Origin of the sequence: Shewanella sp. NFH-SH190041, from assembly GCF_024363255.1 — a bacterium.
Lineage (GTDB): Bacteria > Pseudomonadota > Gammaproteobacteria > Enterobacterales > Shewanellaceae > Shewanella.
Map to the genome: position 1 here is coordinate 472,806 of NZ_AP026070.1, position 19,952 is coordinate 492,757.

Genomic DNA, 19,952 nt, shown 5'->3' on the forward strand with positions numbered 1-19,952 from the left:
CGTAACTCGCGTATGGCCCAAGGAATTTTCTTTTGATCCATTTCACTAAGATGCATGGTCTGGGCAACGACTTTATGGTGGTCGACGGTGTAACGCAGAATGTGTTTTTCTCCGCTGACCAAATCCGGCGTTTGGCCGACCGCCATCTGGGGATTGGCTTTGATCAGCTCTTGTTGGTTGAGCCACCCTATGATCCCGATCTGGACTTTCATTACCGCATTTTCAATGCCGATGGCAGTGAAGTGGAGCAGTGCGGTAATGGCGCCCGCTGTTTTGCCCGGTTTGTTCGTTATAAGGGGCTGACCAATAAGCATAAAATTCGCGTTAGTACCGCCACGGGGAAAATGACCCTGAAAATTGAACGGGATGGTAATGTCACCGTCAATATGGGGGTACCGATTCTGGAACCAGCGCAAATCCCATTTAAGGCCAAGCGGGCAGAGAAAACCTATCTACTGCAGGCGAATCAGCAGGCATTTTTATGTGGTGCTGTCTCTATGGGAAATCCCCATTGTGTCTTGGAATCCAATGATGTGGCGGCCGCAGACGTTGATGGCGTAGGTGAGTTACTGACTCGGCATGAACGATTCCCCAAAGGCGTGAATGTCGGCTTTATGGAGATTCTCAGTCAGGATCATATCAAGCTGAGAGTGTATGAACGCGGAGCCGGTGAGACCATGGCATGTGGCAGTGGTGCCTGCGCGGCGGTGGTAGTAGGACGCCTGCAGGGTAAATTGGCCCGGCAGGTGAATGTGGATTTACCCGGTGGCCGTCTGAGCATCAGTTGGGAGGGCGAAGGCAAACCCCTGTGGATGACGGGCCCGGCGCAACAGGTATATGACGGACAGATCCAGGTATGAGTGATGGTGGTGTAATTACGGCAGAGCAGCTGTTGGATGAGCAGATAGTGAAAGAGTATCTGCTCGATAATCCGGATTTTTTTGAACGGCATGCCGATTTGCTATTGAGTTTGCGTCTACCCCATGCCCAGCGCGGGGCGATTTCCTTGGTGGAACGGCGGCAGGAATTGCTGCGTAGTCGGGTCGCTCAGTTAGAAGAAGAGATCACCCAACTGATGGGGATTGCCCGTCACAATGAAACGATTTTCCGTTTTAACTGTGACCTTACCGCGGATCTGCTTAATTGCGACAATATTGGTCAGTTACGGGAGCTGCTGTCCAGCCGTTTGCAGGCGCAGTATGGCTTTACCCATGTGCGTTTAATTACCGTGCATGATCTCGATAGCGAGTTATCGGGGATATGGAGTAAACGGCTCAAATACGGTTATTACTTTGGCCGTTTGCCTCAAGCGGAATCTCGTCGGTTATTTGGTGCCGATGTTGGCTCAGTGGCATTAACCAAGCTGACGGAATCGGCTGGACGAGTCATTTTTGCCATCGCCAGTGAAGATGGCTCCCACTTCCATTCAGAAATGGACAGTATGTTGATGGATCAGCTTCGGGGATTATTGGATCACATGCTGATGCGCTTTTGAATATCGCCTCAGTGTCGGTGGAGCAGGTGAATGGAGACGGCATTAACAGCGCAGGATCAGTTGGCATTTGAGCGTTTTCGCTGCCATCTGTTGTCAGAGCGGCAACTGTCAGCACTGACAGTACGGAATTATCTGTTTGAGTTACACCGTTTTGCCCAGCTTCAGCCGGGAGTGTGTTTATGCGAGTCTCCCCAAGACGCCCTGCAGGCGGGCTTGGCTAAGCTGCATCGGCGCGGTTTATCGCCGCGCTCTTTAGCCTTGTCTTTGTCTGCCCTGCGGCAGTTTTTTGATTTTCTGCTGCGTGAAGGGGATATCAAGGCCAATCCTGCCCGGCAATTACATGCGCCGAAACAGCCCAAACCATTACCGAAAAATATCGATGCCGATGCCATTAATGCCCTGTTGACGCCGGTTGGCGATGAGCCGTTGGCGATCAGGGATAATGCCGTGATGGAGCTGTTTTATTCTTCTGGCCTGCGTTTAGCGGAATTAGCGGCCTTGGACATTAAAGATGTGGATATTGCTGAGCGCCAAGTGCGGGTGATGGGCAAAGGCAGCCGTGAGCGCATTGTACCTGTGGGGCGTAAAGCGCTGGACGCAATACAACATTGGCTGACATGCCGGGCGCTGTTTCCTTACCAGGATGATGCGCTGTTTGTCGCTAAAACCGGCGCCAGATTGTCCCATCGCAGTATTCAGGCCAGAATGGATAAATGGGGACGGCAGTTGGGGCTTAATGTACGGCTGCATCCCCACAAATTGCGGCATTCTTTTGCAACCCATATGCTGGAGTCCAGTGGTGATCTGCGTGCGGTGCAAGAGCTGCTTGGGCACGCGGATCTGGCAACCACACAAATCTATACCAGTCTGGATTTTCAACATTTGGCCAGTGTGTATGATTCGGCTCATCCCCGAGCGAAAAAAGGACAAAAATGAAGTGCTACCTCAACCCCGGCCGGTTCAGTGTTCTGTCATTTGATCTGGATGATACCCTGTATGACAACCGCCCGATTATCCGCCGAGCGCGAGCTGAACTGGCAAGCCATTTAGCCAGTCGGTTTGAGGCCTCTTTAAGTTGGCAGGATGATGACTGGCTGGCCTGTCGCCGGTTAGTGGTGCGGGCACAGCCTGAGTTAGCCCATGACACCACGGCCTGCCGGGAGGCGGTACTTGTTCGTGCGCTGTCGTCTTGGGGCTATCAAGGTGCGCAGTTACGACAAGGGGTTAGCGATGCCATGGCCTGTTTTCTCCATTATCGCAGTGATTTTACTGTGGCTGATGCTGTGGTTGCGCTGTTGGCACATCTGGGGGAAAAATACCGTTTGATTGCCATCACCAATGGGAATGTGGATGTGGATGCTATTGGGCTGGGGCCGTATTTTCAGATGGTATTGCATCCGGGGCATGGGGTGCGAATGAAACCGGCAACGGATATGTTTCTGCTGTCAGCCCAGCGTCTGAGACTGCCATGTGCAGACATTGCCCATATTGGTGACAGTTGGCGCTCTGATGTGCAGGGTAGCCGACAGGCGGGTTGCAAAAGTATCTGGCTTAATCCAGGGATTGGTGCCGAGCCTGCTCCCATAGGCTCGGGCCAATTACCCCATCTTGAGATAGATAATCTGCAGATGCTTAATTGGCTGTAATCTTTTTGCGTATCTCCCTTGCCTGTTAGAAGTGGTATTTCACTAGGAATGAGAAGGTGTTTTGATTAACTTCGAAGAATTCATTGTCTGCAATGCCGTACTTATTAGCCCAGTAATCGTATTCGACACCGACAAATAATTTGTTGGCTTTATCCTTACCCATAATGGCCTGACCAAGGTCATATTTCAGCTGTGGGTTAATGTGCAGGTTCTCTTTAGCGCCGTCATCATCATAAGAAATTACCCAGTCAATATAACCGTCAAAAACGATATTGCTGTTACCAATGGGGATATCAATACGGAAGGCAGGGGATATTTGCCAACCGTCTTTATGGACTTCGTCATGCAGTGACTGACGACGGAACGTGTTTAACTGGAAATAAGTGAAACCAGGGATTTGGATATCCATGCCGATACCATACAGCAGAGATTCTACATCACCTTTACCTTCTTCCAAGGACAGCGCCAGAGACAGATCGCTGATTGGTCCCATACTTGGCATACCGAAGATCTTACCCATGGAGAAACGGGTGGTGATCTCACCATAGGTGGTGTCGTCCATGCCATTATTGTTGCCGTTAAAGAAGGTCACATCTTGGAATGCAAACCAGTCACCGTATTTCCAGGCACCGGCCGTTTCGAAGGTTATGGTTGTTTGATCGTGTGGATCGACTTCATAGTCTTGACCATATAACGCGGAGACACTGAAATCCCACCAATGAAGCAGCTCATCACTCAAGGCTGATGGTGAAGCAAGCAGCAAAGCAGAGCACAGCACAGCTTTCTTGTTCATCGCAATATCCTCATATTTTATTGTTGTTGCAGACAATCCTGTCAGCAATCAGCTTGTAAAAGCCCCTTAAATATAAAGATTTGTGAACAAGATTAAGCGATCTGGTTCATGTTTTGAGCGATTGTTTTCAATCTGTTTTTTATTTTTACATCTTGTGCAAATGGTATTGCTATGGCAGGAGATGCGGGGATATTGCCTGTGGTTAAACATGGTGTAAGGCGCTGAGATAACAGGAATTTATTGATATGAACTTTGGCTAGAGCAAAAGAAAGCCCGGTAACGCGGTTTGGGAGACGCTACCGGGCTTGGGGAGGACAGTTACAGTGATTCTTTCACTGATTCAATTGCAGCATCAGTTGCTTCTAACTCTTCGGTTTCACTCATTTTGTCATAGTCTCTTGGCTCATTACGGCTGGCCAGAGGCTTGTCTTTTTGTTTAATGAGTTGGCGTTCCAAGCGGTCAAACACTTCGGCCAAAGCTTCATGATAATTTTTATTATCAGCAGAAGCTTCAATAGGACCTACGGAACTTTTTACTGCAATTTCAATATGGAACTGTTTTGGCGGCTCCAGTTTTACAAAAACGTCCTGGCTGTGAAAAGTCACCTGGTATTTATCCAGTTTTTCCAGCTTGGAAATGATGAAGTCACGTTGTTCGGCGGTAAGTTCAAAACCTTTAGCAGTAATTTTTCCGTTCATAATCAACATATCCCAACTTTACTCGTCTTGTTGGTTATTACATTCCGCTGAAATAGTGGGTAAAAATGTGATGAAAATCACATTTCGAATTAAGCGTCGGCTAAAGTGGATGGTTTGGCTGTTTTATCCGCACATTTATATGTTTTTGGTTATTTTAATAAGTAATTTTGTGTTTGGTTTGTTTTTATTCGTGCTGTATTGCGTGGTTAATATGAAAATTATTTTGGCTGTAAGGGATTTATCATAACTGCTGTATTGTCATTTTGTTTTTATCTATCCGATTACAGACAAAATAGCCCTCTCATTATTCCTAATTAAAATTAATTGTGAAGTAGATCTCGTTTAATCTGTGGCGTAGTGACTTGAGTTCACGGCATACTGGTTGAATAAAAAAACCACAGGGATAGGTAATGGATTACACCAGTTATTATGGCGTTGACTGGGTGGCAATGGTGCTAACATTTTTAGCGATTTGGCAGGTAGGAAACCGCAATAAAATCGGCTTTATTTTGATGATGTTTGGTAATTCCAGCTGGATGGTCGTGGGCTACCTGTCTGGCAGTATGGCAATGATAGTCGCAAACCTTATTTTTCTACTGATGAATATTCGGGCCATTTTGAAATGGTCTTAACCTGCTAGTGCTATCGCTTTTACTGCATCACGTCTACCGTGAATACGGGGTGAATGGCTAGCTGTAATGATGGTGTTGGTTTAGATGCTCCTATTGTTCGCTGAATTGATATTAGGAGCGTGTATTTGAGTAATATATTGTTTGTGTCTTATTGTATAAACAATAAAAAAGGCCTTTTGGATTTACCAAAAGACCTTTTATTTCAATGCACTGTGAATGCCTGATTAGTTCATGCCGTACTTTTTCAGCTTCTTACGCAGAGTACCACGGTTGATACCCAGCATGTTAGCTGCGCGGGTTTGGTTGCCGCGGGTGTGCTGCATGATGATGTCCAGCAGTGGGGCTTCAACTTCGCAAAGCACCATCTCGTAAACTTCCTGTGCTTCCTGACCGTCCAACTGAGCGAAGAAGTTGCTTACAGCGCGCTTTACAGCGTCGCGCAGCAACTGAGGCTTAATGGTGCCGTTAGCGGTTTCAATTTTGCCTACGGTAAGCGGATGTGCTTCTGTGTGAGTTGTCTGATCAAACATTCGTATTCTGCTCTTTATCTAATTCTGAATTTAATTCATCAAAAAAACATTCCACGAGGGAATATTGCTGCGCCGCGGTTTCCAGTCGATTGAATTCGGCACGAAATTCCCGCTGTGCATCCTGGTCCAGGTACCAGCCAATATGCTTTCTGGCGAAACGGACACCCTTAAACTCGCCATACAATGCATACAATTTGGTGAGGTGGTCGAGCATCACTTGACGCTTTTCTTCCACCGCTACCGGCGCTAGCTTGCAACCAGTATCCAGATAATGCTGGATTTCCCTGAATATCCAGGGTCTTCCTTGCGCGCCCCGGCCTATCATCAGAGCATCTGCGCCCGTATAGTCCAGCACATGCCTGGCCTTTTCCGGGGTGGTGATGTCTCCATTGGCGATAACAGGGATCGAGATGCTTTGTTTGATAGCCTTGATGGTGTCGTATTCGGCATCGCCTTTATACATGCACTGTCGCGTTCGGCCGTGAACAGCCAAAGCGGCAATGCCACTGTCTTGCGCTATCTGGGCGATTTGAACACCATTCCTGTGTTCAGGATCCCAACCTGTGCGAATCTTCAGCGTGACCGGCACATCGACGGCAGCCACCACAGCTTGGAGGATTTGTTCCACCAACGCGGGGTTCTGCATCAGTGCTGAGCCAGCCAGCTTTTTATTCACTTTCTTTGCAGGACAACCCATATTGATATCAATGATCTGGGCACCTTGCTCTACGTTGTAGCGCGCGGCCCAGGCCATGGCATCAGGATCTGCCCCGGCAATCTGTACTGAGCGTATGCCTTCTTCACCTGAATGACTTAGTCTCAGGCGGCTTTTGTCGGTATCCCAAACATCGGGATTGGCCAAAAGCATTTCTGAAACCGCCATGGCTGCGCCATAACGGAGGCAGAGGTTTCGGAAGGCTTGATCGGTGACACCCGCCATTGGTGCCACGATCAGCTGATTTTCCAGTTGATAGGGTCCAATCTGCATTACTGTTTCACCTTGCTCTTCAAAGGGGCGCTATAGTACGCCTTTTTCCCCGTTCTGAAAAGGTCAATAAATAACCTTTCCAGAACTTTTTTTCTTGACATTTGTTCGGCAAGAAGTCAGTCGTGGCGCGTGATGCGCGGCAGTTTGACTTATTTGCGTACACCGGTCAGGCGAGTCCAATCCTCTTTATGGGTAGGTTGGTCCATCTCAAACCACTGGGCGTAACAGGCTGAAATCTCTTCTGCTTGCTCACGTAGCAGACCCGATAGTGCTAATTTGCCACCGGTTTTTACCAGCTCGGCAATCAGCGGCGCCAGTTCACGCAGCGGGCCGGCGAGGATGTTGGCAACCAGGATTTCAGTTTGCAGCCCAGCAGGCTGATCCTGAGGCAAATACAGGGCTAAACGGTCGGCCACATCATTGCGCTCGGCATTGGCCTTGGAGGCATCGATGGCTTGATAGTCAATATCAATACCTGTGACTTTGTCTGCGCCCAGTTTCAGGGCGGCTACGGACAAAATGCCGGAGCCACAACCGAAATCCACCACTTCTTTACCGGCCAAATCTAAGCTGTCGAGCCATTCCAGACACAGGGCAGTGGTTGGATGGGTACCGGTGCCAAAGGCGAGGCCTGGATCCAGAATTACGTTAACAGCTGCTGGATCAGGGATTTCACGCCAGCTTGGGCAAATCCACAACCGGTTACCAAATTTGATTGGGTGGAAGGCATCCATCCATTCGCGTACCCAGTCTTTATCTTCAATCTGTTCAATTTTGTAGGCAAAGTCGTTGGTCATATAAGGCAGGGTTTTCATCTGCTCAACAACCGGCGCCAGATCCATACCAGCATCAAATAAGGCGATAACGACAGTGTCATTCCACAGTGGGGTTTCTCCCAGCTTAGGCTCGAAAATAGGCTCATCCTGACCGTCTTCAAAGGTGATGGACACTGAGCCCAGCTCCATTAAATAGTCACTTAATAATTCGGCTTCTTGTTTGCCGGTATGCACGCGCAGTTGGATCCAGGCCATTGTTTGCCTCTGTGGAGTGGTTTTAAAAATTGGGGCGGTATTGTATCTCAAGCCACGCAGTAGCGCGAATTTGCGTCATTATGGCGGGGTAGAGGGAGTGAAATTGTGGGTAACCTTATGTTTGTTCAGGCAATTGTTGGGTGTTTGGCTCATTGGTAAGACCGATTTCGAGTCAGGGTTGGTTGTCTGTGATGCTTGTCGGATATTTGTGTTTATTTGTGTGATCAAGATCGCCGTTGAGTAACATTTGTGATGTTGAATTGTATCAGGCTGTTATCTTATGCCTCCCTACGATAATAGTGGCCTTTAGGCCTGATAATAATGACAACCAAAACCTATGTACCTAACCCCATCAGCCCAAGGCTGCTCGGGCACCGACGCTCGGCCTATGTCGACCGGTTGCAGAGTGCTACCGGTGTGTTGATGGGTGTGTTTCTATTGTTCCACCTGCATTTCGAGTCCAGCATCTTGTTGGGTAAGGATGCGTTTTATCATGTCGTGCACTTTCTGGAAGGCAGTCTCTTCAGTGATGATGGCAAGGGGTTCCCTGTTATCACCCAATTCATCTCGGTATTGATGCTGGCGGTATTTGTGTTGCATGCCTTGACGGCGCTGCGGCGTTTTCCGGCGCAGTTAGGCCAGTGGCGGGCTTTGCAGTCCAGTTTACGGACTATCCGTCACAGTGATACCCGTATCTGGTATTTCCAGTTATTAACTGGCGCGGCGCTGTTTTTTTTGGTGCCAGTTCACCTGTTTGAAATGATCCAAGCCCCCGCCATTGGCCCACATATGAGCGCCGAGCGGGTGTATCACGACAATACCTGGCTGCTGTATGTGTTGTTACTGCCCGCGGTTGTGGTGCATGCCGTGTTTGGTTTGTACCGGGTGGCAGTGAAATGGGGCGTAAGCTCTCAGCGGGCGACGTTGCTGCGGTTAGCTAAAGGGCTGTTGATTTATCTGCTGCTGCTGGGGATAGCCAGCTTGATCTGCTATGTGCTGATTGGCACTGAACTGACATTACCAGTGACGCCTTTTTCGCCAGATTGAATCATCACTGACGTGTAATAACTTGATATTGCAGCGGCATAAAGCTGTAAGGAACAAGCGTGAAAATTATCTATACAGATTCATTAGTGGTGGGGGCCGGCCTTGCCGGGCTGCGGGTTGCCATCGCGTCTAAAGAGCGTGGACTGGATACACTGGTGCTGTCCCTTATTCCGGCGAAGCGCTCCCATTCTGCTGCGGCCCAGGGCGGTATGCAAGCCAGTTTGGGTAATACAGTGAAAGGCATGGGCGACAATGAGGATGTCCACTTTCAAGATACGGTAAAAGGCTCTGATTGGGGCTGCGATCAGCACGTTGCGCGGATGTTTGCCCATTGCGCCCCCAAAGCGGTGCGTGAGTTAGCTAACTGGGGCGTGCCATGGACCCGGGTGACTCAAGGTCCTCGGGAAGTCGTCGTTAACGCTGAGAAAGTGACTATTGATGAGGCTGAAGCGGCCCATGGCCTGATCAATGCCCGCGATTTTGGTGGCACCAAGAAGTGGCGTACCTGCTATACCGCGGATGGAACCGGCCACTCGCTGCTGTACGCAGTTGATAACAAAGCTATCGCGATGGGCATTGCTGTGCATGAACGGATGGAAGCGCTGAAAATCATCCACGATGGCAAGCGCTGCCACGGCGTGATTGCCCGCTGTCTTATCACCGGTGAGTTGCGTGCTTATATTGCCAAGTCCACGACGATTGCCACCGGCGGCTATGGCCGTATTTATGAGGTATCTACCAATGCCATTATCTGTGAAGGCATTGGTCAGGCGCTGGCATTGGAAACTGGCGTTGCCACACTGGGCAATATGGAAGCGGTGCAGTTCCATCCTACTGCCATTGTGCCAGTGGGCATTTTGACCACAGAAGGTTGTCGTGGTGACGGTGGTCTGCTGCGCGATGTCGACGGTCACCGTTTTATGCCGGACTATGAGCCGGAAAAGAAAGAGCTGGCCAGTCGTGATGTGGTTTCCCGCCGCATGACGGAACATATGCGTAAAGGTAAAGGGGTTGATTCCCCTTATGGTCCGCATCTGTGGCTGGATATCACCTTGTTGGGGCGTGAGCATATCGAAACTAACCTGCGTGAAGTGCAGGAAATTTGTGAGTACTTTTTGGGGATTGATCCGGCCGTGGATTGGATCCCAGTGCGGCCAACCCAGCATTACTCCATGGGGGGAATTCGCACCAATGCCACCGGTGAAAGTCCGCAATTGCAGGGGCTATTCAGTGTGGGCGAAGCGGCCTGTTGGGATATGCATGGCTTTAACCGCTTAGGGGGGAATTCGCTCGCTGAAACTGTGGTTGGCGGCATGATTATCGGCAAGTATGTGGCGGACTTTGGTGAAAATAACGATCTGGTCGTGAACACCAGCCTCGTTGAGCAGGCGATGGGTGAGCTGCGCACCGAAATTGAGAGTTTGATCGATGGCAATGGCACAGAAAACCCTTATGTGCTGAAGCGAGAGATGCAGCGCATCATGATGGATTATGTCGGTATCTTCCGTAATGGTCCTGAGTTGGATAAAGCGGTTGCTGGCCTTAAAAGTTTGCTGGAGCGCAGCCGTAACCTGGTGGTTAAGAATAAGAAACGCCACGCCAATCCCGAACTGGTCGAAGCTTTGCGTGTTCGCCGTATGATTAAAGTGGCGCTAACAGTTGCCTGTGGCGCTGCTGCCCGTACCGAAAGCCGGGGTGCCCATGCCCGAGAAGACTTCCCACAGCGTAATGATAAGGACTGGTTGAAGCGCACCCTGTGCCGCTGGCCGGAGGCTAACGCGCTGGAGCCGGAAATTCATTATGAAGATTTGGACGTGATGCAGATGGAGCTGCCGCCGGGGTATCGGGGCTATGGTGTCGATAACGCAATTCCTCACCCCGATACAGCCATTCGTGAAGCTGAGATTGCCGTTAAGTTGGCGGCCTTGGGTGAGCATGCTGACAGATATGACCAGCAACAGGTGCTGATGTCATTTGATTTACCTCAGGAATTAATGCCGAAAAATGAACGCCTGATCGATAAAATATCAGCGCAGCTTGGAGATAAAAACTCATGAGTCAGGGCCGTACCCTTACATTCAATATTTTCCGTTTTGATCCACAGCAGCCGGGTGATAAGCCGAAAATGGTCAGTTATCAGTTGGATGAAACGCCGGGCATGACGGTATTTATTGCCCTGAATCGACTGCGTGAAGAGCAGGACAGCTCGCTACAGTTTGATTTTGTCTGCCGCGCCGGTATTTGTGGCAGCTGCGCCATGGTCATTAATGGGTTACCGACGTTAGCCTGTCGCACCCTGACCAGTAAATTTGCCGCTAGCCAGATCACGCTGATGCCTTTGCCGGGGTTTGAGTTGATTGGTGATTTGTCGGTGAATACCGGTAAGTTTATGCGGGAGATTGCCGAGCGCCTTAAGCTATGGCTGCACCCTAGAGGCGATGCTCAGGATATCCATGTGTTGGAAGCGCCGATGGATCCGGAAGAAGCGGCTAAGTTGTATGAGTTGGAACGCTGCGTTGAATGTGGTGTTTGTGTGTCTGCCTGTGCAACTAAGCAGATGCGCGAGACTTTTGTGGGCGCTATAGGTTTGATGAAGATAGCCCGATTTGAATTGGATAGCCGTGACGCCCGCAGTGCTGATGATTTTTATCATGTGATTGGTAATCAAGATGGGGTATTTGGCTGTATGACCCTATTAGGCTGCCAAGATAACTGTCCAAAAGATTTACCACATATGCAGCAAATTGCTTATCTGCGCCGAAAAATGACCAGCGTATTGGTGTAATAAGCAATCTAAATCACTGCAGCAGAAAGCGCTCTATTTTTGCTGTAGTGATTTGTCATAAAAACGGCTTATTTAGCCTTTGTCGGGCTAATCAATTTGACTGGGCATTGGATATTGGACATTGAATACGGCTGCTAAATATTGACAAACTCTTGGACTGATAGCGGTAATTGATTTGCGCTAATTGACGAGAATAAATGTTCGGGATAAATGAAAATCAAACTAACAATGCATGTTGCTATTCGCTACAAATAACACTGTGGTGAATTTTTATTGGTTTATTATTTAGCCCAGCGTGGTGATGGCTAAATCAATGGTCGCCTTATGCCGTGCATTATTAGGTCATTGGATAATAGTATTGTGAGAGCTTGATTGAGCGACTCAATGCGCCATTAAATGATTTGCTGAGTTAATCGTTGAGTTAATCGTTGAGTTAATCGTTGAGTTAATTCTTGAGTTAGTCGCTGGGTTAAACACAAGCTTATTGTGGTAATTAATTTTAAATTATTGCCGTCATGCTAGTCATTACCGCATTACCGCATTACCGCATTACCGCAATGCTATTGGCTTTATTCTAGCTGAGTGATTGCGACGGAATTATTGTGGCATTAAAACGGCTGATAAAGCTCACAAGCTAAGTTGTGACGTTATCTGTTATTAGTGTTTATTGTTTATCCGCGACAAAAAAGCCACCCGAAGGTGGCTTTTAATGAAATCACTGGATATTACAAGCTGAATTAAGACTTAGAGCGCTTCATCGCAGTGAAGAATTCATCATTAGTCTTGGTCATTGCCAGTTTGTCGATCAAGAATTCCATTGCGCTGACTTCATCCATAGGATTGAGGATCTTACGTAGGATCCACATCTTTTGCAGTTCGTCAGGGGTAGTCAGTTTCTCTTCGCGACGGGTACCGGAGCGGTTAAAGTCGATAGCTGGGAATACACGCTTTTCTGCAGCCTTACGGGACAGATGCAGTTCCTGGTTACCAGTACCTTTAAATTCTTCGTAGATCACTTCATCCATCTTAGAGCCGGTATCAATCAGCGCTGTCGCGATGATGGTCAGGCTGCCGCCATTTTCGATGTTACGGGCAGCACCGAAGAAGCGCTTAGGACGATGCAGGGCATTGGCGTCCACACCACCGGTCAGTACTTTACCGGAAGATGGAATAACAGTGTTGTATGCACGGGCCAGACGGGTGATGGAATCTAGCAGGATAACCACGTCTTTTTTGTGCTCAACCAAACGCTTGGCTTTTTCAATCACCATTTCAGCAACCTGAACGTGACGGCTCGCTGGCTCATCAAAGGTAGAAGCAATCACTTCACCTTGTACCATACGTTGCATTTCAGTCACTTCTTCAGGACGTTCATCAATCAGCAGTACCATCAATACAACATCTGGATTGTTATAGGTGATTGACTGAGCAATATTCTGCAGTAATAAAGTCTTACCGGCTTTTGGTGGCGCAACAATCAGACCACGTTGACCTTTACCTACAGGGGAGCACAAATCCAGAATACGGGCGGTAATATCTTCGGTAGAACCGTTACCTCGCTCCATACGCAGGCGTTCTTCAGCGTGCAGCGGAGTTAAGTTTTCAAATAGGATTTTATTGCGGGAGTTTTCAGGCTTGTCGAAATTGACTTCGTTAACTTTCAGCAGTGCAAAATAACGCTCGCCTTCTTTTGGAGGTCGGATTTTACCAAAAATGGTATCACCGGTACGCATATTGAAGCGGCGGATTTGACTAGGTGAAACATAAATATCGTCTGGGCCTGCCAAGTAAGAACCATCTGAACTGCGCAGGAAGCCAAAACCATCCTGCAGAATTTCCAGTACGCCGCCACCAAAAATATCTTCGCCACTTTTGGCATGGGCTTTTAAGATGGAGAAAATAATGTCCTGCTTACGGGCGCGGGCCATATTTTCCAGTTTCATGCTTTCAGCGAGGGAGACTAAGTCAGAGATCGACTTGTTTTTTAATTCTGATAAATTCATGTTGATGGGTCTTGTAAATTACGCGACAGAGCTCATCGTGCTCAATCTGATTCGAATGTCTGTGAGAGAAAGATTGAACCGCGAGAAATGGGTTATTAGAAAGAAGCTGGTTATTAAATTAGCACTAACCGACCGGGGCGTCCACATTTTTAAGGCTTTCCCGACACAATTTCAACGAGAAACTGTGCCGGGCTTCACTCTTCCTGCTGGAAGTGTTTTTATTGCGTTAGATTTGCGCGTCAATAAACTCTTTTAATTGGGTTTTTGACAGGGCGCCAACCTTGGTTGCTACCAGCTCACCATTTTTGAACAGCAGCAGTGTTGGAATACCGCGTACGCCGTATTTTGCTGGAGAAACATTGTTCTGATCTACGTTCAGTTTACCCACGATCAGTTTGCCTTCGTATTCACCGGCAACGTCATCCAGGATTGGGGCGATCATTTTGCATGGACCGCACCACTCAGCCCAGAAATCAACCAGTACTGGCATTTCTGATTTCAGTACGTCACTTTCAAAGCTGTCGTCGCTCAGGGTTATAAATTTGTCGCTCATGATCTTCTCCGGTTAATGTGGTGCCATCGCTGGTTTGTGAATGGCTTACCCTGTATATTGGGTGCGTTTATCGGCTTTTCAAGCCCGGCTTTCGGCCTTGTTTTTTCTTGCCGCTATTTCAAACGATCGAGTATCTTATTGCAACCCCAACAGGTATGCTTGCGCTATGAGCGAAACACATTTATCCAAACAAAAATTTGCCGAATTTCCTCTCCACGAGGAGGTTGTTAAGGCATTGTCCGAAAACGGCTTTGAATATTGTACGCCCATCCAGGCGTTATCTCTGCCAATTCTGCTGAAGCAAAAAGATATCGCCGGTCAAGCCCAGACGGGCACGGGAAAAACACTGGCTTTTCTGGTTTCCACCTTCAATCACTTATTAACTGTTCCCGTCCCTGAAGGGCGGCAGATTAATCAGCCCCGCGCCATTATTATGGCTCCTACCCGTGAATTGGCGATTCAAATTGCCAAAGATGCCAAATTACTGGCCAAGCACACCAAATTAAAAGTTGGGATTGTTTACGGCGGTGAAGGTTACGATGCCCAGATGAAAGTACTGGAAAAGGGCATTGATATTCTGATTGGTACCACCGGCCGTATTATTGATTATGTCCGTCAGGGTGTGATTAATTTGTCCGCTATTCAGGCGGTTGTATTAGATGAAGCCGATCGCATGTTTGATCTAGGCTTTATTAAAGATATCCGATTCCTCTTCCGCCGTATGCCTAATGCAGCTGACCGCTTAAATATGCTGTTTTCTGCTACCCTGTCGATGAAAGTGCAGGAATTGGCATACGATCATATGAATGATCCGGAAAAAGTGGAGATTGCCCCGGAAGAGAAAACGTCCAAGAATATTAAAGAAGAGCTGTTTTATCCCTCCATGGAAGACAAGATGCGTTTGTTGCAGACGCTGATTGAGGACGATTGGCCAGATAAAGCCATTGTATTTGCGAATACCAAATATATGTGTGAAAACCTGTGGGCGGCGCTGGAAGGCGATGGCCATCGGGTGGGATTACTGACCGGGGATGTACCGCAGAAAAAACGTCTGCGTATTTTAGAGCAGTTTACCCAAGGGCAACTGGATATTTTGGTCGCGACTGATGTGGCTGCCCGTGGCCTGCATATTTCTGATGTCACTCACGTGTATAACTATGATTTACCTGATGATTGTGAAGACTATGTACACCGTATCGGTCGTACAGGTCGTGCGGGTCATAAAGGGACATCTGTGAGTTTTGCCTGTGAAGAATATGCATTGAACCTGCCAGCGATTGAAGAGTATATTCAGCATTCTATTCCGGTCAGCTCTTATGATAGGGATGCTCTGTTGGATGATTTAGCGCCTGCAGTGAAAATTCAGCGTAAACACACCAATAATAATGCCTCGCGCAATCTGCGTGACCGCTCCAGTGGTCGACCTCAAGGTGCTCCGCGCAATGGTCGTCCGCCACGTCATGATCGGACCCGTAGACACGCCTAATTGAATACATCCATGCCAAAGACCACATACGCCGCCATTACATTGGGCTCCAATAGTTTCAATATGCTGGTTGCTCGCACTCAAGGGCACAGACCACAGGTTATTGCCAAATATAAACGTAAGGTGCGACTGGCTGAAGGCATGGGCACTGATGGCCGCTTGCAAGATGCGGTAATGCAGCGTGGTTTAGATTGTCTGGCAATGTTTGGTCGTATGCTGGATAACCACAAAGTCGATCGATGTCATGTTGCTGTGGTTGCCACAGCAACGCTGCGCAGTGTCAGCAATGCTGATGAATTCAGTGAGCGAGCTGTGCCATTGCTGGGCTGCCCGATTGAAGTGATCTGCGGCATGCGTGAAGCGGAACTGATTTATCAGGGTATGGTTGCCAACACGCAGGGTGGCGGGCGTCGCTTAGTGATTGATATTGGCGGTGCCAGTACGGAATTTATTGTCGGCGAAGGTCAGGATGTGCTGCTGAAAGCCAGCTTGCCTTTTGGTTGTGTGACTGGACAGCGACAGTTTTTTGCTCATTTCCCATATCAGGAACAGGATTTTATTGATTCAGCAGCAGATGTTGCCAAGATCTTAACTGAACAAGGGCCGATGTTGCGTCGTTTGGGCTGGAATGCGGTTGTGGGGGCTTCGGGCTCTGTGCAGTCAGTGATAGAATTACTGGCCCATCGAGAGTTGCCTCAGATTATTACCCTTGAGGTATTACAGCAGCTGAAAACGGAAATTCTGCAGCAGCATAGTGCCGATTTAGCCGGTATTACTGGTCTGAATAGCGAACGGGTGCCGACATTTGCCGCTGGGGTGGCGATTTTGCTGGCGCTGTTTACTCAACTGAATTTAGACAGATTACAGTTATCCGGTGGAGCGCTGCGTGAAGGGGTATTGCAACAGCTCGCGGATAGAGTGGCTGGTTGAACTCATTAACCCAATGGTCATATTCATCTGACTATTTGCGTAGGTAATGCTTAGTAAAAAATATCCCCACCATGGCGGGGATATGTATTTTTGGCTAGCAGATTGCGCCGAATGTCAGTATTAGTCTTGGCTTTATTACGTAAAGCTATTATGTAAAGCTCAGCATGATTGTACGACCCGGCTCAGTTATCTACAGCGTCATTGACTAGCCTGTTACTTGGCTAGAAGTGATAGCTCGCATTGAGCATAAACTCTGTGGCGTTAGCAATATGGTCAGCCTGATATTGTGCAGTCATGCCTACATTGAAATGTGGACATACCCGATAATCCAATCCCAGTGATGCTACACCTCCGACAGCATTTTCATCTTTATGCTCCCCTCCTGCACGAGCCACAGTGTGCTCGATATCATCATTAGCTATGGCTTCATATTCATCATTGGACGCAGAATGATAGCTATATTGGGTCAGAGTAAGACCAAGGCCAGCCTTGAGTTTGATGCTATCGGTTAATGGCAGCAGATAGAAAGGTTGCAGAGTATAGCGATGGGCTTTTAAGTGGGCATCCCACTCGGTTTCATGGGTTGCTGTTTGTGGCTTTTGGGTCCCTGGGAATAAGTAATCCAGATTTTTGTTCAACACGCTATGTGAGTCTTCAGCTTTGTATTGGCTATAGCCAAATTCCAGCGCCAGATTGTCATTGAATTGGTATCCCACAAATGCCCCAACCACGTCGCTACTACCATCGGGCTTTAAGGTCACATTGTCATTATTGAAATGGGTGCTGTGATCCTGGCTGACAGATGCAACACCGTACTGCACGCCAACATAGGGGGCGGCAAAGACACTGGGGGCGACGACCAGCAGTGGAAGTATCAGAAGTTTTTTCATAGCTGTTATCGTTATCTATTTGAATAAGAAATGTTTAATTACCTTACTCTTTGTCGAGTGAAGCCATTGTGTCAGATGGATTAACTCTTTTTGAAAGGTTATCCATTTTGCAATTAATGCTGAAAGTGATAAGGAAATTTAAAGACGGGCGGTAATAGGATTGAAATCGCTTACCTGGATAAATTGCCATGGGCTTGGCCATCTTGGGTATAATGCCGGGGTATTTTTTGCGGAGGCGGGAATGGACGTATCTTCTTTACTTGATGGCCTGAATGATAAACAGCGTGAGGCCGTGGCTGCACCTCAGTCGAGCATGCTGGTGCTGGCCGGTGCTGGCAGTGGCAAAACCCGGGTGTTGACCCACAGAATTGCCTGGCTGATGCAGGTGGAGAATCAAAGTCCCTATTCCATCTTGGCGGTAACCTTCACCAATAAAGCGGCTGCCGAGATGCGTGAGCGGGTAGAGAAGATTGTTGGCGGCAATGTTGGCCGCATGTGGATTGGCACATTCCACGGTCTGGCACACCGTTTATTGCGTACCCATTATCAGGATGCGAATCTGCCGCAGGGCTTCCAGATTATTGACTCGGATGATCAGCACAGATTAATCAAGCGAATCTTAAAAACCCTAAAGCTGGATGAGAAGCAGTTTCCTCCCAAACTGGTGGCCGGTTATATCAATGGTAAAAAGGATCAGGGGCTGCGTCCCGGTCATATTGATGCCGGTGGTTTCCCGATGGAGCAGCAACTGCTGAATCTGTATAAGGTATATCAGGAATCATGCGATCGAGCAGGGTTGGTGGATTTTGCTGAAATCTTGTTGCGGGCCCATGAACTTTGGCTCAATAAGCCCCATATTCTGGCCCATTATCAGGACAGGTTCCGTAATATTTTGGTGGATGAGTTTCAAGATACCAACGCCATTCAGTATGCCTGGATCCGCGTATTGGCCGGCAATAGTGCCAATGTGATGATCGTCGGCGATGATGACCAGTCTATTTATGGCTGGCGTGGCGCTCAGGTGGAAAACCTGCACAAGTTTCTGGGGGATTTCCCCCGGGCTGAAACCATACGTTTGGAGCAAAACTATCGCTCTACCGCCAATATCCTTAACGCTTCCAACGAACTGATTGCTAATAACCCAGATCGGTTAGGCAAAAAACTCTGGACCGAGGGTCAGGAAGGGGAATTGGTTTCCGTTTACTGCGCCTTTAATGAGATGGATGAGGCCAGATTTATTGTCGGTCGTATTATGGACTGGCAGGAAAAAGGCGGCACCTTAAGTGAGTGCGCTATTTTATATCGCTCTAATGCCCAGTCTCGGGTGTTGGAAGAAGCCTTGTTACATAAAGGGATTGCCTATCGCATTTATGGCGGTCTGCGCTTTTTCGAGCGGCAGGAAATTAAAGATGCCATGGGCTATTTGCGCTTGATGGCTAACCGGGACGATGACGCGGCTTTTGAACGGGTGGTTAATACCCCGGCGCGGGGCATTGGCGATCGTACCTTGGACATTATTCGCTCCACTGCGCGTAATCATGCGCTGACCATGTGGCAGGCCTGTCTGCGGTTGCTGGATGAAAATGTATTGGCTGGCCGCGCGGCGAATGCTGTACGTGGTTTTATGGATTTGATTGTCCGTTTGACGACTGATACCGAAGAGATGCCCTTGTATTTGATGGCAGACTCGGTGATCCGTGACTCCGGGCTAAAAGCCATGTATGAAGCGGAAAAAGGCGAAAAAGCCCAAGCCCGGGTGGAAAACTTAGAAGAATTAGTTACCGCCGCCCGCACCTTTGAATTGCCTGAAGAGCTGGAAGATATGGGTGAGCTGAACGGCTTCCTATCCCATGCGGCGCTAGAGGCGGGTGAAGGGCAGGCTGATGCTTTCAGCGATGCGGTGCAGCTGATGACCCTGCACTCGGCCAAAGGATTGGAGTTCCCCGTGGTGTTTATGGCTGGGGTTGAGGAAGGCTTGTTCCCGAGTAAGATGGCGCTGGAAGAGGGGGATCGGCTCGAAGAGGAACGACGGCTGTGCTACGTGGGGATGACCCGAGCGATGCAGCAGCTGTATATCACCTATGCCGAATCGCGTCGGATTTATGGCCGAGAAGATTACGCCCGACCATCGCGCTTTATTAAAGAGATCCCTGCGCAATACCTGCAGGAGATCCGCCTGAAAGCCTCGGTTGCTGCCCCCATGAGCAATAATCGTTTTAGCCAGAAGTCAGATGCCTTTAATGAGTCTGGTTACCGCCGTGGGCAGCGGGTGATGCACTTTAAATTCGGTGAAGGGATTGTGACTGACAGCGAAGGCAGTGGTGCCCAGGCTCGGGTGCAGGTCAGATTCGATGATGTCGGCAGTAAATGGTTGGTGGTTGCTTACGCAAAACTTCAATCTGTTTAGTCGCTTAGCCTTATTACGGTTGCGTGATTCAAGTACT

19 protein-coding genes are annotated in these 19,952 nt (G+C 48.6%); 11 read left to right on the plus strand and 8 right to left on the minus strand.

Annotated features, from left to right (window positions below):
* Positions 1-32: 32 nt before the first annotated feature.
* Genes dapF through NFHSH190041_RS02110 form a run of 4 tightly spaced genes read left to right on the plus strand, consistent with a single transcriptional unit; the run spans position 33 to position 3,141 of the window.
* Complete coding sequence (dapF, locus tag NFHSH190041_RS02095) at positions 33-860, plus strand: diaminopimelate epimerase (protein WP_261923672.1); 828 nt, start codon at positions 33-35, stop codon at positions 858-860.
* Complete coding sequence (locus tag NFHSH190041_RS02100; RefSeq protein ID WP_261923673.1) at positions 857-1,495, plus strand: DUF484 family protein; 639 nt, start codon at positions 857-859, stop codon at positions 1,493-1,495. The genes dapF and NFHSH190041_RS02100 overlap by 4 nt, the downstream gene beginning before the upstream one ends.
* A gap of 30 nt (positions 1,496-1,525) precedes the next feature.
* On the plus strand, positions 1,526-2,431 hold the full coding sequence (gene xerC / locus NFHSH190041_RS02105) for a tyrosine recombinase XerC (protein WP_261923674.1): 906 nt from the start codon (positions 1,526-1,528) through the stop codon (positions 2,429-2,431).
* Positions 2,428-3,141: an HAD-IA family hydrolase gene (locus tag NFHSH190041_RS02110; protein ID WP_261923675.1), complete on the plus strand. Its 714-nt coding sequence runs from the start codon at positions 2,428-2,430 to the stop codon at positions 3,139-3,141. The genes xerC and NFHSH190041_RS02110 overlap by 4 nt, the downstream gene beginning before the upstream one ends.
* Positions 3,142-3,166: 25 nt before the next feature.
* Here NFHSH190041_RS02110 and NFHSH190041_RS02115 read toward each other — a convergent pair whose 3' ends face one another.
* On the minus strand, positions 3,167-3,934 hold the full coding sequence (locus tag NFHSH190041_RS02115; protein ID WP_261923676.1) for an outer membrane protein OmpK: 768 nt from the start codon (positions 3,932-3,934) through the stop codon (positions 3,167-3,169).
* Positions 3,935-4,252: 318 nt separating this feature from the next.
* A complete protein-coding gene (gene hpf, locus NFHSH190041_RS02120) occupies positions 4,253-4,633 on the minus strand; it encodes a ribosome hibernation-promoting factor, HPF/YfiA family (protein WP_261923677.1) in 381 nt (126 codons plus the stop codon).
* A 410-nt stretch (positions 4,634-5,043) separates the two neighbouring features.
* Here hpf and NFHSH190041_RS02125 point away from each other — a divergent pair, with 410 nt between their 5' ends.
* On the plus strand, positions 5,044-5,265 hold the full coding sequence (locus NFHSH190041_RS02125; RefSeq protein WP_261923678.1) for a hypothetical protein: 222 nt from the start codon (positions 5,044-5,046) through the stop codon (positions 5,263-5,265).
* A gap of 224 nt (positions 5,266-5,489) precedes the next feature.
* On the opposite strand, the gene fis is transcribed toward NFHSH190041_RS02125, so the two are convergent.
* The 3 genes from fis to prmA form a co-directional block, all read right to left on the minus strand.
* Positions 5,490-5,795 (minus strand): DNA-binding transcriptional regulator Fis, encoded by a 306-nt coding sequence (gene fis, locus NFHSH190041_RS02130; RefSeq protein ID WP_011761333.1) that lies wholly within the window; start codon positions 5,793-5,795, stop codon positions 5,490-5,492.
* A complete protein-coding gene (gene dusB / locus NFHSH190041_RS02135; RefSeq protein ID WP_261923679.1) occupies positions 5,788-6,783 on the minus strand; it encodes a tRNA dihydrouridine synthase DusB in 996 nt (331 codons plus the stop codon). The genes fis and dusB overlap by 8 nt, the downstream gene beginning before the upstream one ends.
* A 149-nt stretch (positions 6,784-6,932) precedes the next feature.
* The gene (prmA, locus tag NFHSH190041_RS02140) at positions 6,933-7,814 is read right to left on the minus strand and encodes a 50S ribosomal protein L11 methyltransferase (RefSeq protein ID WP_261923680.1); all 882 of its coding nucleotides are present in this window, start codon (positions 7,812-7,814) and stop codon (positions 6,933-6,935) included.
* Positions 7,815-8,135: 321 nt separating this feature from the next.
* Between prmA and NFHSH190041_RS02145 the strand changes: the two genes are divergently transcribed.
* From NFHSH190041_RS02145 to NFHSH190041_RS02155, 3 genes are read left to right on the plus strand one after another with little or no spacing between them, the layout of a single operon-like run.
* Positions 8,136-8,861, plus strand: a complete 726-nt coding sequence (locus tag NFHSH190041_RS02145) for a fumarate reductase cytochrome b subunit (protein ID WP_261923681.1) — start codon at positions 8,136-8,138, stop codon at positions 8,859-8,861.
* Between the two features lie 59 nt (positions 8,862-8,920).
* Positions 8,921-10,918: a fumarate reductase flavoprotein subunit gene (locus NFHSH190041_RS02150; protein WP_261923682.1), complete on the plus strand. Its 1,998-nt coding sequence runs from the start codon at positions 8,921-8,923 to the stop codon at positions 10,916-10,918.
* Positions 10,915-11,646, plus strand: coding sequence for a fumarate reductase iron-sulfur subunit (locus NFHSH190041_RS02155; protein WP_261923683.1), 732 nt, complete (start codon positions 10,915-10,917; stop codon positions 11,644-11,646). Before NFHSH190041_RS02150 ends, NFHSH190041_RS02155 begins: the two co-directional genes overlap by 4 nt.
* 737 nt (positions 11,647-12,383) lie before the next feature.
* Here NFHSH190041_RS02155 and rho read toward each other — a convergent pair.
* A complete protein-coding gene (gene rho, locus NFHSH190041_RS02160; RefSeq protein ID WP_261923684.1) occupies positions 12,384-13,649 on the minus strand; it encodes a transcription termination factor Rho in 1,266 nt (421 codons plus the stop codon).
* A 226-nt stretch (positions 13,650-13,875) separates the two neighbouring features.
* Positions 13,876-14,202 (minus strand): thioredoxin TrxA, encoded by a 327-nt coding sequence (gene trxA, locus NFHSH190041_RS02165; RefSeq protein WP_261923685.1) that lies wholly within the window; start codon positions 14,200-14,202, stop codon positions 13,876-13,878.
* A gap of 166 nt (positions 14,203-14,368) precedes the next feature.
* On the opposite strand from trxA, the gene rhlB reads away from it, so the two are divergent.
* Positions 14,369-15,688, plus strand: a complete 1,320-nt coding sequence (gene rhlB, locus NFHSH190041_RS02170) for an ATP-dependent RNA helicase RhlB (protein ID WP_261923686.1) — start codon at positions 14,369-14,371, stop codon at positions 15,686-15,688.
* A 12-nt stretch (positions 15,689-15,700) separates the two neighbouring features.
* Positions 15,701-16,618, plus strand: coding sequence for an exopolyphosphatase (locus NFHSH190041_RS02175; RefSeq protein ID WP_261923687.1), 918 nt, complete (start codon positions 15,701-15,703; stop codon positions 16,616-16,618).
* 221 nt (positions 16,619-16,839) lie between these two features.
* Here the strand turns inward: NFHSH190041_RS02175 and NFHSH190041_RS02180 are convergent, their stop codons facing one another.
* Complete coding sequence (locus tag NFHSH190041_RS02180) at positions 16,840-17,508, minus strand: AcfA family outer membrane beta-barrel protein (RefSeq protein ID WP_261923688.1); 669 nt, start codon at positions 17,506-17,508, stop codon at positions 16,840-16,842.
* Positions 17,509-17,749: 241 nt separating this feature from the next.
* On the opposite strand from NFHSH190041_RS02180, the gene uvrD reads away from it, so the two are divergent.
* A complete protein-coding gene (uvrD, locus tag NFHSH190041_RS02185; protein ID WP_261923689.1) occupies positions 17,750-19,915 on the plus strand; it encodes a DNA helicase II in 2,166 nt (721 codons plus the stop codon).
* Positions 19,916-19,952: the final 37 nt, after the last annotated feature.

Coding starts and splice junctions, on each gene's coding strand:
- NFHSH190041_RS02145 (WP_261923681.1), top strand. CDS start 8,136: ATGACAACCAAAACCTATGTACCTAACCCCATCAGCCCAAGGCTGCTC.
- NFHSH190041_RS02175 (WP_261923687.1), top strand. CDS start 15,701: ATGCCAAAGACCACATACGCCGCCATTACATTGGGCTCCAATAGTTTC.
- NFHSH190041_RS02125 (WP_261923678.1), top strand. CDS start 5,044: ATGGATTACACCAGTTATTATGGCGTTGACTGGGTGGCAATGGTGCTA.
- NFHSH190041_RS02100 (WP_261923673.1), top strand. CDS start 857: ATGAGTGATGGTGGTGTAATTACGGCAGAGCAGCTGTTGGATGAGCAG.
- NFHSH190041_RS02115 (WP_261923676.1), bottom strand. CDS start 3,934: ATGAACAAGAAAGCTGTGCTGTGCTCTGCTTTGCTGCTTGCTTCACCA.
- hpf (WP_261923677.1), bottom strand. CDS start 4,633: ATGAACGGAAAAATTACTGCTAAAGGTTTTGAACTTACCGCCGAACAA.
- dusB (WP_261923679.1), bottom strand. CDS start 6,783: ATGCAGATTGGACCCTATCAACTGGAAAATCAGCTGATCGTGGCACCA.
- NFHSH190041_RS02155 (WP_261923683.1), top strand. CDS start 10,915: ATGAGTCAGGGCCGTACCCTTACATTCAATATTTTCCGTTTTGATCCA.
- NFHSH190041_RS02110 (WP_261923675.1), top strand. CDS start 2,428: ATGAAGTGCTACCTCAACCCCGGCCGGTTCAGTGTTCTGTCATTTGAT.
- prmA (WP_261923680.1), bottom strand. CDS start 7,814: ATGGCCTGGATCCAACTGCGCGTGCATACCGGCAAACAAGAAGCCGAA.
- uvrD (WP_261923689.1), top strand. CDS start 17,750: ATGGACGTATCTTCTTTACTTGATGGCCTGAATGATAAACAGCGTGAG.
- rho (WP_261923684.1), bottom strand. CDS start 13,649: ATGAATTTATCAGAATTAAAAAACAAGTCGATCTCTGACTTAGTCTCC.
- NFHSH190041_RS02180 (WP_261923688.1), bottom strand. CDS start 17,508: ATGAAAAAACTTCTGATACTTCCACTGCTGGTCGTCGCCCCCAGTGTC.
- xerC (WP_261923674.1), top strand. CDS start 1,526: ATGGAGACGGCATTAACAGCGCAGGATCAGTTGGCATTTGAGCGTTTT.
- rhlB (WP_261923686.1), top strand. CDS start 14,369: ATGAGCGAAACACATTTATCCAAACAAAAATTTGCCGAATTTCCTCTC.
- fis (WP_011761333.1), bottom strand. CDS start 5,795: ATGTTTGATCAGACAACTCACACAGAAGCACATCCGCTTACCGTAGGC.
- trxA (WP_261923685.1), bottom strand. CDS start 14,202: ATGAGCGACAAATTTATAACCCTGAGCGACGACAGCTTTGAAAGTGAC.